14 protein-coding genes are annotated in these 14,181 nt (G+C 57.4%); all 14 read left to right on the top strand.

The genetic code is table 11. The features are described from left to right. Positions 1 to 14 precede the first annotated feature (14 nt). The 14 genes from ACSYTG_RS04820 (at position 15) to ACSYTG_RS04885 (ending at position 14,179) form a co-directional block, all read left to right on the top strand. A complete protein-coding gene (locus ACSYTG_RS04820; RefSeq protein ID WP_025826157.1) occupies positions 15 to 578 on the top strand; it encodes a NuoB/complex I 20 kDa subunit family protein in 564 nt (187 codons plus the stop codon). After that, positions 571 to 1,230 carry an NADH-quinone oxidoreductase subunit C gene (locus tag ACSYTG_RS04825; protein ID WP_086645430.1) on the top strand — a complete coding sequence of 220 codons (660 nt, stop codon included), beginning with the start codon at positions 571 to 573 and terminating at the stop codon, positions 1,228 to 1,230. The genes ACSYTG_RS04820 and ACSYTG_RS04825 overlap by 8 nt, the downstream gene beginning before the upstream one ends. Then, a complete protein-coding gene (locus tag ACSYTG_RS04830; RefSeq protein ID WP_095349417.1) occupies positions 1,230 to 2,513 on the top strand; it encodes an NADH-quinone oxidoreductase subunit D in 1,284 nt (427 codons plus the stop codon). Before ACSYTG_RS04825 ends, ACSYTG_RS04830 begins: the two co-directional genes overlap by 1 nt. Beyond that, the gene (locus ACSYTG_RS04835; protein WP_489782991.1) at positions 2,510 to 3,145 is read left to right on the top strand and encodes a complex I 24 kDa subunit family protein; all 636 of its coding nucleotides are present in this window, start codon (positions 2,510 to 2,512) and stop codon (positions 3,143 to 3,145) included. Before ACSYTG_RS04830 ends, ACSYTG_RS04835 begins: the two co-directional genes overlap by 4 nt. Before the next feature lie 11 nt (positions 3,146 to 3,156). Continuing rightward, on the top strand, positions 3,157 to 4,485 hold the full coding sequence (nuoF, locus tag ACSYTG_RS04840) for an NADH-quinone oxidoreductase subunit NuoF (protein WP_253528899.1): 1,329 nt from the start codon (positions 3,157 to 3,159) through the stop codon (positions 4,483 to 4,485). A gap of 5 nt (positions 4,486 to 4,490) precedes the next feature. Then, positions 4,491 to 6,572 (top strand): NADH-quinone oxidoreductase subunit NuoG, encoded by a 2,082-nt coding sequence (gene nuoG, locus ACSYTG_RS04845; protein WP_415442912.1) that lies wholly within the window; start codon positions 4,491 to 4,493, stop codon positions 6,570 to 6,572. Between the two features lie 5 nt (positions 6,573 to 6,577). Beyond that, positions 6,578 to 7,609: an NADH-quinone oxidoreductase subunit NuoH gene (gene nuoH, locus ACSYTG_RS04850; RefSeq protein WP_086645425.1), complete on the top strand. Its 1,032-nt coding sequence runs from the start codon at positions 6,578 to 6,580 to the stop codon at positions 7,607 to 7,609. Next, positions 7,606 to 8,094 carry an NADH-quinone oxidoreductase subunit NuoI gene (gene nuoI / locus ACSYTG_RS04855; RefSeq protein ID WP_095349420.1) on the top strand — a complete coding sequence of 163 codons (489 nt, stop codon included), beginning with the start codon at positions 7,606 to 7,608 and terminating at the stop codon, positions 8,092 to 8,094. The genes nuoH and nuoI overlap by 4 nt, the downstream gene beginning before the upstream one ends. A 36-nt stretch (positions 8,095 to 8,130) precedes the next feature. After that, complete coding sequence (locus ACSYTG_RS04860) at positions 8,131 to 8,844, top strand: NADH-quinone oxidoreductase subunit J (RefSeq protein WP_489782990.1); 714 nt, start codon at positions 8,131 to 8,133, stop codon at positions 8,842 to 8,844. Beyond that, positions 8,841 to 9,164: an NADH-quinone oxidoreductase subunit NuoK gene (nuoK, locus tag ACSYTG_RS04865; RefSeq protein ID WP_489782989.1), complete on the top strand. Its 324-nt coding sequence runs from the start codon at positions 8,841 to 8,843 to the stop codon at positions 9,162 to 9,164. Before ACSYTG_RS04860 ends, nuoK begins: the two co-directional genes overlap by 4 nt. Positions 9,165 to 9,172: 8 nt before the next feature. Next, complete coding sequence (gene nuoL / locus ACSYTG_RS04870; RefSeq protein ID WP_489782988.1) at positions 9,173 to 11,113, top strand: NADH-quinone oxidoreductase subunit L; 1,941 nt, start codon at positions 9,173 to 9,175, stop codon at positions 11,111 to 11,113. A 62-nt stretch (positions 11,114 to 11,175) separates the two neighbouring features. Next, on the top strand, positions 11,176 to 12,618 hold the full coding sequence (gene nuoN, locus ACSYTG_RS04875) for an NADH-quinone oxidoreductase subunit NuoN (RefSeq protein ID WP_489782987.1): 1,443 nt from the start codon (positions 11,176 to 11,178) through the stop codon (positions 12,616 to 12,618). Then, on the top strand, positions 12,615 to 13,364 hold the full coding sequence (locus ACSYTG_RS04880; RefSeq protein WP_489782986.1) for a biotin--[acetyl-CoA-carboxylase] ligase: 750 nt from the start codon (positions 12,615 to 12,617) through the stop codon (positions 13,362 to 13,364). The genes nuoN and ACSYTG_RS04880 overlap by 4 nt, the downstream gene beginning before the upstream one ends. 2 nt (positions 13,365 to 13,366) lie before the next feature. After that, positions 13,367 to 14,179, top strand: coding sequence for a type III pantothenate kinase (locus ACSYTG_RS04885; RefSeq protein WP_086645420.1), 813 nt, complete (start codon positions 13,367 to 13,369; stop codon positions 14,177 to 14,179). Positions 14,180 to 14,181 lie beyond the last annotated feature (2 nt).

The following is a 14,181-nucleotide window of genomic DNA, read 5'->3' on the forward strand; positions in this document are numbered from 1 at the left end:
GAGAGGACGCCAGCATGACCACACATCACGACGAAAACGCCATTATGTGGAACAGGGAGGCTCTGCCGCCGGGGCCTGAGCAGGATGCGGTGGTGCGCGGCATTACCGGTGTGCTGGCTGAAAAGGGCTTTGTGGTTGCAAGCCTGGATAAGCTGGTCAATTGGGGGCGCACGGGTAGTCTGTGGCCCATGTCCTTCGGGCTTGCATGCTGCGCGGTGGAGATGATCCACGCGTATATGCCGCGTTATGACCTGGACCGTATGGGTATTATTCCCCGCGGGTCGCCCCGTCAGTCTGATGTGATGATTGTGGCAGGCACACTCACCAACAAGATGGCCCCGGTATTGCGCCGCCTGTACGAGCAGATGGCCGAGCCGCGCTGGGTTATTTCTATGGGGTCATGCGCCAATGGCGGGGGGTATTACCATTACTCCTACTCCGTTGTGCGTGGGTGTGACCGTATTGTTCCCGTGGATGTGTATGTGCCGGGCTGCCCGCCAACGGCCGAAGCGCTCATTTACGGCATTATGCTGCTCCAGAAAAAAATTCGGCGGACAGGGACAATTCTCCGTGGCTGATATTTCAGTAAATCCAAGGCAGGCCCGGCTGGAAGGGCAGTTGTCCTCTCTGGCATTTACGTTCCTTGCCTCCCAGCCCCATGTGTCTTACGCGGCTGTGGAGAAGGGCGAACTGGTGGTGCACACAACGCGTGAGCATCTGGTGCCGTTCCTTACCCTTTTGCGTGATGATCCGCGTTACAGGTTCGAACAGTTGATGGACCTGTGCGGTGTGGATTTTCCTGCGCGTGCCCAGCGGTTCGAGGTGGTCTATAACCTGCTGTCGGTTACTTATAACCGCCGGATCAGGGTTGTGGTCTGCACGGATGAATACGCGGCAGTGCCATCGGTGCATCATCTCTGGCCATGTGCGACATGGTGGGAGCGTGAGTGCTACGACCTGTTTGGCGTGCTGTTCTCCGGCCAGCCCGACCTGCGCCGTATTCTGACCGATAACGGGTTTGAGGGGCATCCGCTTCGCAAGGACTTCCCGCTGACCGGGTATGAAGAGGTCCGTTATGACGCGGAGCGCAGGCAGGTTGTTAAAGAGCCTGTTTCGTTAACGCAGGATTTCCGTGATTTCGATTTTGTTTCTCCGTGGGAAGGTATGCTGACCTTACCGGGAGATGAAAAAGCGCACGAAGTCCGGCAGGGTATGAAGAGGTCCTCCTGATGACAAAACAGGATAACACCGAATCTCTCGCGTTTGCGCAGACGATCCTGCGCGAAGATATTCCCCAAAGCCTTTTGCCAGATGAAAAAGCTTTGGAAATTGAGAAGAAGGTTGTCGAAATTGACTCCCATGCTCTCAATTTTGGTCCCCAGCATCCGTCTGCACATGGTGTGTTGCGTCTGGTGCTGGAAATGGAAGGGGAGCTTGTTGCCCGCGCCGTGCCGCATATCGGCCTTTTGCACCGTGGCACGGAAAAGTTGATTGAATACAAGACGTATCAAAAAGCCCTGCCGTATTTTGACCGTCTGGATTACGTCTCCCCCATGTGCGAGGAGCAGGCATTTGCTCTGGCCACGGAAAAACTGCTGGGTATTGATATTCCAGAACGCGCCAAGTGGTTGCGCGTCATGTTTGCGGAAATTACCCGTATTTTAAACCATATTCTCAATCTGACCGCTATGGGGCTGGACTGCGGTGCGGTAACCCCGGCTTTGTGGGGATATGAAGAGCGCGAGAAACTTCTGGAGTTTTACGAAGCCGCATCCGGCGCGCGCTTCCATGCCAATTACTTCCGCCCCGGCGGTGTCGCGCGGGATATTCCGGCAAGTCTGGAAGACCGGATTGGGGTGTGGGCCAAGGAATTTCCTGCCTGGATTGATGAGCTGGAAGGCCTGCTGACCGAAAACCGGATATGGAAACAGCGCACGGTTGGTATTGGCGTTTTTACAACCGAGCAGGCTCTGGCCTGGGGGTTTAGTGGTCCGTGCCTGCGTGCATCTGGCGTGCCGTGGGACCTCAGGCGCAACCAGCCTTATGATAACTACCATAAGGTGGATTTTAATGTGCCCGTGACCCGGCAGGGTGACTCGTACGACCGCTATCTGGTGCGCGTTGCCGAGATGCGTGAAAGCGTCAAAATTATCGAGCAATGCCTGAGCCAGATGCAGCCGGGTGACATTAAAATACAGGACCCCAAGTTCAGCCCGCCCCCCAGAGCGGACATGAAGCGCTCCATGGAAGCCCTGATCCATCACTTCAAGCTGTTCAGCGAAGGCTACCATGTGCCTGCGGGCTCCACCTACACGGCGGTGGAAAGCCCCAAAGGGGAATTTGGGGTCTATCTGGTGGCTGATGGCAGCAACCGGCCGTATCGGTGCAAAATCCGGCCAACGGGTTTTGCACATCTGCAGGCCATAGATGAACTCTCACGCCGCGGTATGCTGGCTGACATGGTGGCCATTATCGGGTCGCTTGATCTTGTGTTTGGGGAAGTTGATCGATGAGCACAGCCTGGACACCGGCAGAACAGCCGGACAGCTTTGTATTCGATTCTGCATCGGAGGCGGAAATTGCTGGTGTTCTCAGCAAGTATCCGGAGGAGCGCAAGGCAAGCGCTGTTATGCCCCTGCTCTATATTGCGCAGCGGCAGATGGGGCGGGTAACCGGGAGTGTCTGGGTGCCCGTGGTGGCCATGGATGTTATTGCCCAGCGTCTGGGTATGGCGGCCATACGGGTTTACGAAGTGGCGTCTTTTTACACCATGTTCAACACGCGTCCCATCGGGCGTTACCATTTGCAGGTCTGCACCACCACACCGTGCTGGCTGCGTGGCTCTGATGATGTGGTGGAAGCCTGCCAGAAAGCGACAGGTATCCAGCATTTTGGAGAAACCAGTGCAGATGGCCTGTTTACCATGACAGAAGTGGAATGCCTTGGTGCCTGCGCCAACGCGCCAATTCTGCAGGTTGATGATGATTTTTATGAAGATATGAACGCCGAACGCACGGCGCAGGTCATAGCCGAGTTGCGGGCAGGGCGCAGGCCCACGCCCGGCTCCATGATCGACCGTAACGTTTCGGCCCCCGAGGGTGGGCGCAAAACGTTGCTATCATCCTCTACGGCGGATCAGGAATAGGAGAGACGGCCATGCTGGCTGACAAGGACCGGATCTTCACCAATCTTTACGGGCAGAATGACTGGCGGCTGGAGGCAGCCCGCAAGCGGGGTGACTGGGCTAACACGGCAGATATTCTTGCCAAAGGCCGGGACGCCATTATTGCGGAAATGAAGGCCTCTGGCCTGCGTGGCCGCGGTGGGGCGGGTTTTCCTACCGGGTTAAAATGGTCTTTCATGCCCAAGCAGTCCGACGGGCGGCCGCATTATCTGGTTATCAATGGAGATGAATCCGAACCCGGCACCTGCAAGGACCGGGAGGTTATGCGCCATGAGCCGCATAAGCTGATAGAAAGTGCTCTGATCGCATCTTTTGCGATGGGGGCGCATGCGTCCTACATTTACATCCGTGGGGAGTTCTGCCGCGAGGCCGAGCGCCTGCAGGCCGCCATTGACGAAGCCTATGCCGCAGGGCTGCTTGGTAAAAATGCGGCAGGCAGCGGCTGGGATTTTGATTTCCGTATCCACAGAGGGGCAGGTGCCTATATCTGTGGTGAAGAAACCGCCTTGCTGGAAAGTCTGGAAGGCAAAAAAGGCCAGCCCCGCATGAAGCCGCCATTCCCCGCAGGGGTGGGGCTTTATGGTTGCCCGACCACAGTCAATAATGTGGAAAGTATTGCGGTTACGTCCACCATCATGCGGCGTGGGGCAGCCTGGTTTGCCGGGCTTGGACGCCCGAATAACGCGGGTTCCAAGCTCATGGCCATTTCCGGCCACGTCAATACACCTTGCGTGTTTGAGGAAGAGCTAGGTGTGCCGCTCAAGGACATCATAGAGAAGCACGGCGGTGGTGTGCGTGGAGGGTGGGATAACCTTCTGGCGGTTATTCCCGGTGGCTGTTCTGTGCCGCTGCTGCCCAAATCGGTCTGTGAAACCGTTCTGATGGATTACGACAGCCTGCGTGCCGAGCGTTCCGGCCTTGGTACGGCGTGCATGATTGTTATGGACAGATCGACCGATATTATAAAAGCCATTGCAAGGTTCTCAAAGTTTTTCAAACACGAGAGTTGTGGTCAGTGCACCCCCTGCCGCGAAGGCACGGGCTGGATGATGCGCATGATGGACCGGATGGTGCAGGGGCGTGCGGATATTGAAGAAATTGATCTGCTTGAGCAGGTCACACGGCAGGTTGAAGGGCATACGATCTGTGCGCTCGGCGATGCCGCAGCATGGCCCATACAGGGGCTGATCCGGCATTTTCGCCCGGAAATGGAAGAACGGATCCGCCAGTACAAAGCCGCATATGGCAGTACCGGGCTGGTGCAGGTTCCCGCCGGTGGCGTTCCGGCAGCAGTGGAGTAACGGCAATGGTCAGGGTAATTGTTGATGGTACGCCAGTAGATGTACCTCCCGGTTCCAGCGCGTTGCAGGCCTGTGAGGCCGCAGGCAAGGAAATCCCGCGGTTCTGCTACCACGAGCGCCTGTCTGTTGCGGGTAACTGCCGTATGTGTCTGGTGGAAGTGGCGCGAGCGCCCAAACCTGTTGCGTCCTGCGGGTTCCCCGTTGCGGATGGCATGCAGATTTTTACGGACACCGAAGTGGTGCGCCGTGCCCGCCGGGCCGTTATGGAATTTTTGCTGATCAACCACCCGCTTGACTGCCCGATCTGTGATCAGGGTGGGGAGTGTGATCTACAGGATCAGGCTTACGGTTATGGCTCTGGTGTTTCGCGCTACAAGGAAGACAAGCGCGCCGTAACGGACAAGGATCTGGGGCCGCTGGTTAAAACGGTCATGACCCGTTGCATCCAGTGCACGCGGTGTGTGCGTTTTAGCACCGAAGTGGCCGGCACCCCCGAACTGGGTCTGGTCTCACGCGGGGAAAATGCCGAAATCACCACATATGTGGAAAAAGCCCTGACCTCCGAACTCTCGGGGAACCTGATTGATGTCTGCCCGGTTGGGGCGCTCACAGCCAAGCCTTCGGCTTTTCATGCCCGCTCATGGGAATACAAGAAGACTGACAGTATTGATGTCATGGATGCGCTGGGCACCAATATTCAGGTGCAGGCCCGTGGCGGAGAAGTCATGCGGATTGTCCCGCGTGTGAATGATGATGTGAACGAAGAATGGCTGTCTGATAAAGGCCGTTTTTCCATCGATGGTCTCAAGCGCAAAAGGCTGGACAGGCCTTGGGTGCGGGTTCATGGGAAAATTTCTTCTGTTTCATGGAAAGATGCACTCATAGCCCTTGCGCGCCGGTTTGATGGTGTTCCGGGTGACAGGATTGGCGCCATAGCTGGTGATCTGTGTGATGCAGAAAGCCTGTGTGCCATAAAAGACCTTTTGCAGAGCATTGGTTCTTCCAATCTGGATTGCAGGCAGGATGGTGCCTGGTACGATACCAGTGCGCGTGCGGGCTACCTGTTTAACAGTGACATCAGCGGGATAGATCAGGCCGATGCATTGTTGCTTGTTGGCACCATGCCCCGGCATGAAGCCCCGGTGCTGAATGCGCGTATTCGCAAACGCTTTGTGGATGCGGGCCGGGGTGGTTTTCCTATTGGCATGATCGGCACGCCCTCGGCGGACATGACATATGACGTGACCGTTCTGGGGAATGGGCCGGATGTGCTGGCGGATATTCTAAGCGGGAAGAATGCGTTTGCCGAAGTTCTGCAAAACGCCAAAAACCCCATGATTATTGTCGGCCATTCTGCCCTGACCCGGCGTGATGCCCCCGCAATTTATGCCGCCTGCCGCGAACTGGCTCATGCCTGTGGTGCTGTAACGCCCGAATGGCAGGGGCTGAACATTCTGCACACGGCGGCGTCCCGCGTTGGGGCGCTGGATCTTGGGTTCCTGCCCGGCCCGCATGGGTGCGATGCAGCCAGCATGCTCCGTGGCGGGGTGGAAATTTTGTGGCTGTTGGGTGCGGATGATGTGCAGCTTGATCGCATCCCGCCGGAAACATTTGTCGTGTATCTGGGCCACCATGGGGACGCTGCTGCACAACGGGCGGATATTATACTCCCCGGCGCAGCCTATACCGAAAAACCGGGCACATATGTTAACACGGCCGGGCGGGTGCAACGTGCTTTCCGCGCCGTGTTCGCTCCGGGGGAAGCGCGGGAAGACTGGCGGATTATTCGGGCTTTTTCCGAAGTGCTGGGCCACACCCTGCCTTACGACACGCTGGAACAGTTGCGGGCGCATATGGCGCAGGTCAACCCGGTTTTTGCCATGAACGGTGGCAGTGTGCAGCGTCTGTCGGGCACAGCGGGCGGACAGGCCGCGCCAGCCAGCGGGCAGGCGGGTGAACTTATGCCTGCTCCGTTCCGCCCTGTTATTCAGGATTATTACCAGACCAACGTCATAAGCCGCGCCAGCCAGACCATGGCTGAGTGTTCAAAGGTTTATGGCGTGGCGCCTGCGGTTGCAGCGGAGTAAGGGCAATGGCACATTTTTTCTACCAAACCCTTGTGGGCCAGATCCTGCTGATGCTGCTGGAAACACTGGCGGTACTGGTGCCGTTGCTGATTGGTGTTGCCTATCTTACGCTGATGGAGCGCAAGGTTATGGCCGCCATGCAGCGCCGCCGGGGGCCAAACGTGAACGGTGCCTTTGGTCTGTTGCAGGCCTTTGCCGATGCGATCAAGATGATTGTGAAGGAAACGGTTATTCCCGCAGGGGCCAACCGTGTGCTGTTCCTGTTTGCACCTTTCCTGACCTTTTCGCTCGCCATGGCTGCCTGGGCAGTTATTCCGACAGGGAACGGGCTGGCGGTAGCCAACATCAATGTGGGTATCCTGTACCTGCTCGCCATGTCCTCCCTTGGGGTTTACGGCATGCTTATTGCGGGGTGGGCCTCCAACTCGCGCTATGCGTTTCTGGGGGGCTTACGCTCTGCCGCGCAGATGGTTTCTTACGAGGTGTCCATCGGGCTGGTGATTGTGTCTGTCCTGCTGGCGGTGGGGAGCCTGAACCTGAACGATATTGTGCTGGCGCAACGGCATATATGGTTCTGCGTGCCCATGTTCCCCATGTTTATCGTGTTCTTTATTTCTGCTCTGGCGGAAACCAACCGAGCGCCGTTCGACCTGCCCGAAGGGGAGAGTGAACTGGTTGCGGGCTTTTTTGTGGAATATTCATCGCTCGCCTTTGGCCTGTTCTTTCTGGGCGAATACGCGAACATGATCCTCATGTCCTCCATGGTCAGCATTCTGTTCCTTGGTGGCTGGCTGCCGCCTCTGGGCATTGCGCCGCTAACATGGGTACCCGGCCCGCTCTGGCTGATTTTTAAAATCCTGTTCTGCCTGTTTGTCTTTATCTGGGTGCGCGCCACGTTCCCGCGCTATCGCTACGACCAGCTTATGCGGCTGGGGTGGAAGGTGTTCCTGCCTTTCTCGCTGCTGTGGATGATCGGCACGGCCGGGTTCCTTATGGCAACAGGCCTGCTGCCTCACATGGGAGGGGTAAATTCATGAGCGCTCTTGGCACCACATTGCGGTCTTTTCTGCTCAAGGAACTGGCCGCGGGCATGGTCTCCACCTTCCGTATGATGTTCCAGCCCAAAGTCACGCTGAACTACCCGTACGAAAAAGGGCCTCTGTCCCACCGTTTCCGGGGGGAGCATGCCTTGCGGCGCTACCCCAATGGGGAGGAGCGCTGCATTGCCTGCAAACTGTGCGAAGCCACATGTCCGGCAGAGGCCATTACCATTGAAGCCGAACAGCGTGATGATGGCTCCCGCCGGACCACGCGCTACGACATTGACATGACAAAATGCATCTACTGCGGCCTGTGTGAAGAAGCCTGCCCGGTGGATGCGATTGTTGAAGGCCCGAACTATGAGTTCGCCACGGAAACCCGTGAAGAGCTGATGTACGACAAGGGCAAGCTGTTAGCGAATGGGGACCGCTGGGAATCCCTGCTCGCACGGAGGCTGGAACTCGATGCACCGTATCGTTGAGCAGATGCAGACCACGCCAGGGCAGGAGGTTGGCCAATGATGGCACAGCTCGTTTTTTACGTTTTTGCGGCGGTATTGCTGCTTTCGGCCTCCATGGTCATCAGCGCACGCAACCCGGTGCATGCGGTTTTGTTCCTGATCCTCGGCTTCTTTAACGCGGCGGGGCTGTTTCTGGTCGCTGGTGCCGAGTTTCTGGCCATGCTGCTGGTCATTGTCTACGTGGGGGCGGTGGCGGTTCTCTTCCTGTTTGTGGTGATGATGCTGGACATAGATTTCAGCCGCCTGCGTGAAGGGTTCCAGCGTTATGCTCCTCTGGGGTTGTGCATTGGGGGTGTGCTGCTGGCCGAACTGGTCATGGCCTTCAGTAACTGGCGCATGGTCCCTGCGGGTGTGGTCGCTCCTTTGACTGTGCAGCCGGGGCTAACCAATACCGCAGCCTTGGGCACGGTTATTTACACGCATTATGTGCTGCTGTTTCAGGCTTGCGGGCTGGTTCTGCTGGTCGCCATGATTGGCGCCATTGTGCTGACCCTGCGTGAGACGGCTACAGGCCGCCGCCAGAATATTGGCCGCCAGCATGCACGCACACGTGAAGAAACGCTGGAGCTTGTTAATCTGCCACTTGGCGAAAACGTGTTTGAGCAGGGAGGTTTCCTGCGGCCCAAAGGCTCCTATTACGAAATTGCGGTTCCCGGCTCCTATGGCGCGGGTGAGCCGGAAAAGACGGAAACTGAGGAGAAAGGCGCATGAAGACGGCAATCGCGTCTGTAGGGCTGGGGCCTTACCTGTTTGTCAGTGCGGCCCTTCTGGTTCTGGGGGTGTTCGGGATTTTTCTGAACCGCAAGAACATTATTGTTCTGCTCATGTCCATGGAACTGATCCTGCTTTCCGCAAACCTCAATCTGGTTGCGTTTTCCTCGGCTCATGGGGACCTGTCGGGGCAGGTCATGGTGCTGTTTGTGCTGACCATTGCTGCGGCTGAAGCCGCCATTGGTCTGGCTATTGTTACGGTTTACTTCCGTAACCGCGGCTCCATCCAGGTCGAAGACGTGACGATGATGAAGGGATGAGCAGCGTTATGCAAACAGAACTCACTCTGTTTTCCGTTGCCGTGCTAACGCCTCTGGCGGGGGCGGTTGTGGCGGGCCTTGGTGGCCGCTTTATGGGGGATACTCTCGCCAAGGTTGTAACCATTGCCTGTATGGCGGTTGCTGCCCTGTGTAGTGTGGGTGCGCTGTGTGCGGCATGGCTTGGGGGTTTTCCCCACGCTGCTGTTCCGCTGGCGCAGTGGGTGCATGCCGGGGGCTTTGATGCAACATGGACCCTGCGGTTTGACACACTCTCCGTGACCATGACCGCCATGGTGCTTGTGGTGTCGCTGCTCGTGCATTGCTACAGCATTGGCTACATGAGCCATGAAAGCATGCCGACCTACCGGTTTTTCTCCTACCTTTCGCTCTTCACCTTTGCCATGCTCATGCTGGTCTCTTCCAATGACCTGATCCAGCTTTTCTTTGGCTGGGAAGGTGTTGGCCTGGCCAGTTACCTGCTGATTGGCTACTGGTATGACCGCCCGGCCGCTACGGCTGCGGCTATCAAGGCCTTTGTGGTCAACCGTGTGGCGGACCTGTTTTTTATTGTTGGCATTGGCCTGATTTACGTTCTGTTCCACTCGGTGCAGTACGATACCATTTTTGCTGCCGTGCCTGCGGTGCTTGACACCCCTTACACACTCTGTGGCGTTTCCTTCCGGATGCTGGAAGTCATCTGCTTCCTGCTGTTTGTTGGGGCTATGGGCAAGTCGGCCCAGTTGTTCCTGCACACATGGTTGCCTGACGCCATGGAAGGCCCCACACCTGTTTCCGCCCTTATTCATGCTGCTACCATGGTTACGGCAGGCGTGTTCCTTATGGCGCGTATGTCGCCATTGCTTGAGTTTGCGCCGGGTACGCGCACCTTTGTTATTCTGATCGGGGCAACAACCTGCTTTTTTGCCGCAACCGTTGGCATGGTGCAGCCTGACATTAAGCGGACCATCGCCTATTCTACCTGCTCGCAGCTTGGCTACATGTTTGCGGCTGTTGGGGTGGGGGCGTATCAGGCGGCGGTATTCCACCTGACTACGCATGCGTTCTTTAAAGCGCTTCTGTTCCTTGCCGCTGGTTCGGTCATTCATGCCATGCATGATGAGCAGAACATGTTCCGCATGGGCGGCCTGTGGAAAAAACTGCCTGTTACTTACGTGGTTATGTGGCTGGGCAGTCTGGCCCTGGCCGGGGTTTATCCGTTTGCCGGGTACTGGTCCAAGGATGCCATTCTCAACGCGCTCTGGGCGTCCGATGCTTCCTACAGCCATTACGCATGGGCCATGGGTAGCATTACCGCGTTCCTGACTGCGTTTTACAGCTGGCGACTTCTGTTCCTGGTCTTTCATGGCAAACCGCATGATGAGCATGCCCGTGACCATGCGCATGAAAGTCCGACTGTTATGACCGTGCCGCTGCTGGTGCTGTCCATTGGTGCGGTTGTGGCCGGTGTGGCGCTGGCACCGTTCTATATTGGCGCGCATCAGAGTGCGTTCTGGAACGGGGCGATTGTGAACGCGCCTGCCAACCACATTATGGAGGCGTTCGAGCACGTGCCTGCGCTTATTGCGCTGCTCCCCAGCCTTGCAGGGCTTGCGGGTATTGCGCTGGCGTTTGTGCTGTATGTGAGCGCACCGCATGTGCCGGCCGCACTGGCCCGCAGTTTTGGGCCGATTTACCGGTTCCTGCTCAACAAATGGTATTTTGACGAACTATACGACAGGATTTTCGTGCGCCCATATGCCGCACTGGCCCGTGTGCTGTGGAAAGGTGCGGATGAAGGGGTCGTGGAAGGTCTGCCGCTTGATATTGTGCGTGCCACACGGGATGGCGCGTTGCAGGCGGCCCGGCTCCAGAGCGGTTCCATCGCCATTTATGCCTTTACCATGCTGGCAGGACTTGTGGTGCTGCTGACAGTTGCGCTGTGCGGGTGATTTAGCATGACCAACGCCATTCCGACCCAATCCTCTTCCTATCCTCTGCGGAGTGCGCAGCGATGAGTGTGACAGTGTTCAACTGGACCGTAGCCCTGCCTGAAATTGTGCTTGCCCTGTCGGGTATTGTCATTCTGGTGGCCGGTGTGCTCCAGCGGAAAGGGGAAGGTTTTTTCCCCGCCGCCATACTCAGTCTGGCGGCTTTTCTGGTCTGTGGTTTTCTGGTCGTGCTGTCTCCTTCGGGGGCGGGGTATGTCGGAACCTTTGTGAATGATGGCTTTGCCCGGTTCATGAAGGTGCTCATTCTGGCCGGTGGCTTTGTGGCCGTGGCGCTGAGCGTAAGTTACCGTACTGCCGACCGGCGGCCCCTGCCGTTTGAAACCCCGGTGCTCATGCTGTTTTCCACGCTGGGGGCCATGCTCATGGCATCCTCAGCCAATTTGATGACACTGTTTGTCGGGCTGGAACTCTCCTCTTTGTCTATTTACATCCTGTGTGCTCTGGAACGGGATAATGTTCTCTCGTCCGAAGCAGGGATGAAGTATTTTATCCTCGGTTCTCTGGCATCAGGCCTGCTGCTGTATGGCATCTCGCTCGTGTATGGGTATGCGGGCACCATGGAATATACCGGGCTGGTGGATGCGGTCCGGGTCGCAGCCCTGCCGCCCATGGGGCTGGTCGTGGGGATTGTCTTTATCGTTGTCGGCCTGTGCTTCAAGCTCTCTGCCGTGCCGTTCCATATGTGGACGCCCGATGTGTATCAGGGTGCGCCAACACCCGTTACGGCATATATGGCCGGGGCCCCTAAATTTGCAGCCTTTGCCCTGTTCCTGCGTGTTATGGCTGGGCCGTTTGGCTCTGTTGCTCCTCGCTGGCAGATACTGGTGGAAGCGGTCTCTGTTCTGTCCATGGTTTACGGGGCTTTTGCGGCTATTCCGCAGACCAATATCAAGCGGCTCATGGCTTATTCCTCCATCGGGCACATGGGCTATGCCATGATGGGGCTGGCAGCCGCCTCCACAGCTGGTACGCAGGCCACGCTTATTTATCTGGCCGCCTATTTTGTTATGAATGCTGGTGTTTTTGCAGGCATTACGGCCATGCGCCGCAACGGGCGGGAAGTAAACTCCATTGCAGATCTGGCGGGCCTTGGGCGCTCGGACCCGGCTATGGCGCTTGCTCTGGCCGTGTTCATGTTCAGCATGGTCGGCGCACCACCTCTGGCTGGCTTTTTTGGCAAGTTCATGGTTTTTGCAGCAGCGTGGCAATCCGGCCTTTACGTGCTGGTGTGCATTGGCGCATTGTCCAGCATTGTCGGAGCCTATTATTATCTGCGGGTTGTAAAAGTTATGTATTTTGATGCGCCAGCCCATGCGCTGGACCGCCCCGCACCCAGCCTTCTGTTTGTTTCGGGCGGGATGGGTGTTGCAACTGTTGTTTTTGCTGTTGTGCTTGGCCCAATCATGTCTGTGGCGCATCAGGCCGCACTTGCTCTGGCTGGATGAGCGGGCAGGGTGATTTCTGGCGGCTCACCTGTTTTGATGAGCTGCCATCGACCTCCGATTATTGCCTGAACGCCTGCCGTTCGGGCGACCCTGTAGCCGGGCTTGCAGTTTTAGCCCGGCGGCAGACCAAAGGCCGGGGTAGCCGTGGCCGTACATGGCTGGATGGCGGGCAGGGGCTTGCACTCAGTGTTGTGCTGGATGGTACGCAGGCCGGGCCGGAAGCGCTGGGAGGCTGGCCTTTTGTGGCGTCCCTCGGGTTTTATGATGGGCTTTTGCGTGCGCAGCCTGCGGCCCGGCCCCACCTCATGATCAAATGGCCGAACGATATTCTGCTGGATGGGCGCAAGATGGGGGGTATCCTCATCGAGCGGGAGGGGCCTTACGTTCTTGTCGGCCTTGGGGCCAATCTTGTCTCGGCTCCTGACCCGGATGTGCTGGAGCGCACGGTGGCCTGTCTTGCACAATGTGGCCCTGTCCCGGATGTGGAAGCTGTGGCCCGGCATGTGCTGGACGGGCTTACGTTCTGGTCTGAGCAATGGCGGCAAAAAGGCTTTGCCAGCATTCGCGCAGCCTGGCTGGAAAGGGCGCATCCTGTGGGGACCCCCCTTGTCGTTCAGGGCGGGACTACTTATGAGAAGGGGCTCTTTGCAGGTCTGGCACCAGATGGCCGCCTGCTGCTGGACACGGAAGGTGGCATGAAGACAATCGCAACAGGGGATATTCTGCTTATGGAAAAGGGCGCATAGGAGTGCTACTTGTCATTGATGCAGGGAATACCAATGTTGTGTTTGCTGTACACGACGGCGAAAAATGGCGTGGTGTATGGCGGATTACCATGCAGCCCCAGCGGACTTCGGATGAATATGGGGTGTGGCTGCAAGCGCTGCTAAAAACGCAGGGCCTGACCTCTGATGATATTGAAGGGGCTGTTATAGGCACGGTGGTGCCTGCGGCCCTTTACCATTTGCGTACTTTATGCCGCCAGTGGTTTGCTGTAGAGCCACTGCTGGCCTCCGCCCGGCTGGACTGGGGGTTTGCCATCAAGATGGATAACCCGGATGAAGTCGGGGTGGACCGTCTGCTCAATGGTCTGGCCGCTCATTACACCTATGGTGGCCCGTTGACGGTTATAGATTTTGGCACAGCCACCACGTTTGATGTGGTGGATCAGGAGGGAAGTTACTGCGGCGGTGTTATTGCGCCCGGCATCAATCTGTCGGTCGAGGCATTGCATCAGGCTGCGGCAAGGCTCCCCCGTATTGGTATTGGTCGCCCCGTAGGGGAGTCCGCTATTGGGCGGAATACAGTTGCAGCCATGCGCTCAGGCGTGTTCTGGGGGTATGTAGGGTTGATCGAGGGGATCGTTGAGAGGATCCGCCGTGAAGTGGGGCCTTCCATGAAGGTGCTCGCAACAGGCGGTCTGGCTCCGCTTTTCTCGGAGGGGACAACGGTCTTTGACCATGTGGATTCAATGCTGACCCTTAACGGGTTGCGCTTGCTGGCGGGGCGAAACCCCCTGCCGAAACTGACAGTAGAACGAGATTTTTTGGCTGAAGGATAATC

This window comes from Acetobacter sp. ESL1128 (assembly GCF_058505085.1).

Excerpts from the sequence above, each read along its gene's own strand:
- ACSYTG_RS04820 (WP_025826157.1), top strand. The coding sequence starts at position 15 with ATGACCACACATCACGACGAAAACGCCATTATGTGGAACAGGGAGGCT.
- ACSYTG_RS04830 (WP_095349417.1), top strand. The coding sequence starts at position 1,230 with ATGACAAAACAGGATAACACCGAATCTCTCGCGTTTGCGCAGACGATC.
- ACSYTG_RS04835 (WP_489782991.1), top strand. The coding sequence starts at position 2,510 with ATGAGCACAGCCTGGACACCGGCAGAACAGCCGGACAGCTTTGTATTC.
- nuoF (WP_253528899.1), top strand. The coding sequence starts at position 3,157 with ATGCTGGCTGACAAGGACCGGATCTTCACCAATCTTTACGGGCAGAAT.
- nuoG (WP_415442912.1), top strand. The coding sequence starts at position 4,491 with ATGGTCAGGGTAATTGTTGATGGTACGCCAGTAGATGTACCTCCCGGT.
- nuoH (WP_086645425.1), top strand. The coding sequence starts at position 6,578 with ATGGCACATTTTTTCTACCAAACCCTTGTGGGCCAGATCCTGCTGATG.
- nuoI (WP_095349420.1), top strand. The coding sequence starts at position 7,606 with ATGAGCGCTCTTGGCACCACATTGCGGTCTTTTCTGCTCAAGGAACTG.
- ACSYTG_RS04860 (WP_489782990.1), top strand. The coding sequence starts at position 8,131 with ATGATGGCACAGCTCGTTTTTTACGTTTTTGCGGCGGTATTGCTGCTT.
- nuoK (WP_489782989.1), top strand. The coding sequence starts at position 8,841 with ATGAAGACGGCAATCGCGTCTGTAGGGCTGGGGCCTTACCTGTTTGTC.
- nuoL (WP_489782988.1), top strand. The coding sequence starts at position 9,173 with ATGCAAACAGAACTCACTCTGTTTTCCGTTGCCGTGCTAACGCCTCTG.
- nuoN (WP_489782987.1), top strand. The coding sequence starts at position 11,176 with ATGAGTGTGACAGTGTTCAACTGGACCGTAGCCCTGCCTGAAATTGTG.
- ACSYTG_RS04880 (WP_489782986.1), top strand. The coding sequence starts at position 12,615 with ATGAGCGGGCAGGGTGATTTCTGGCGGCTCACCTGTTTTGATGAGCTG.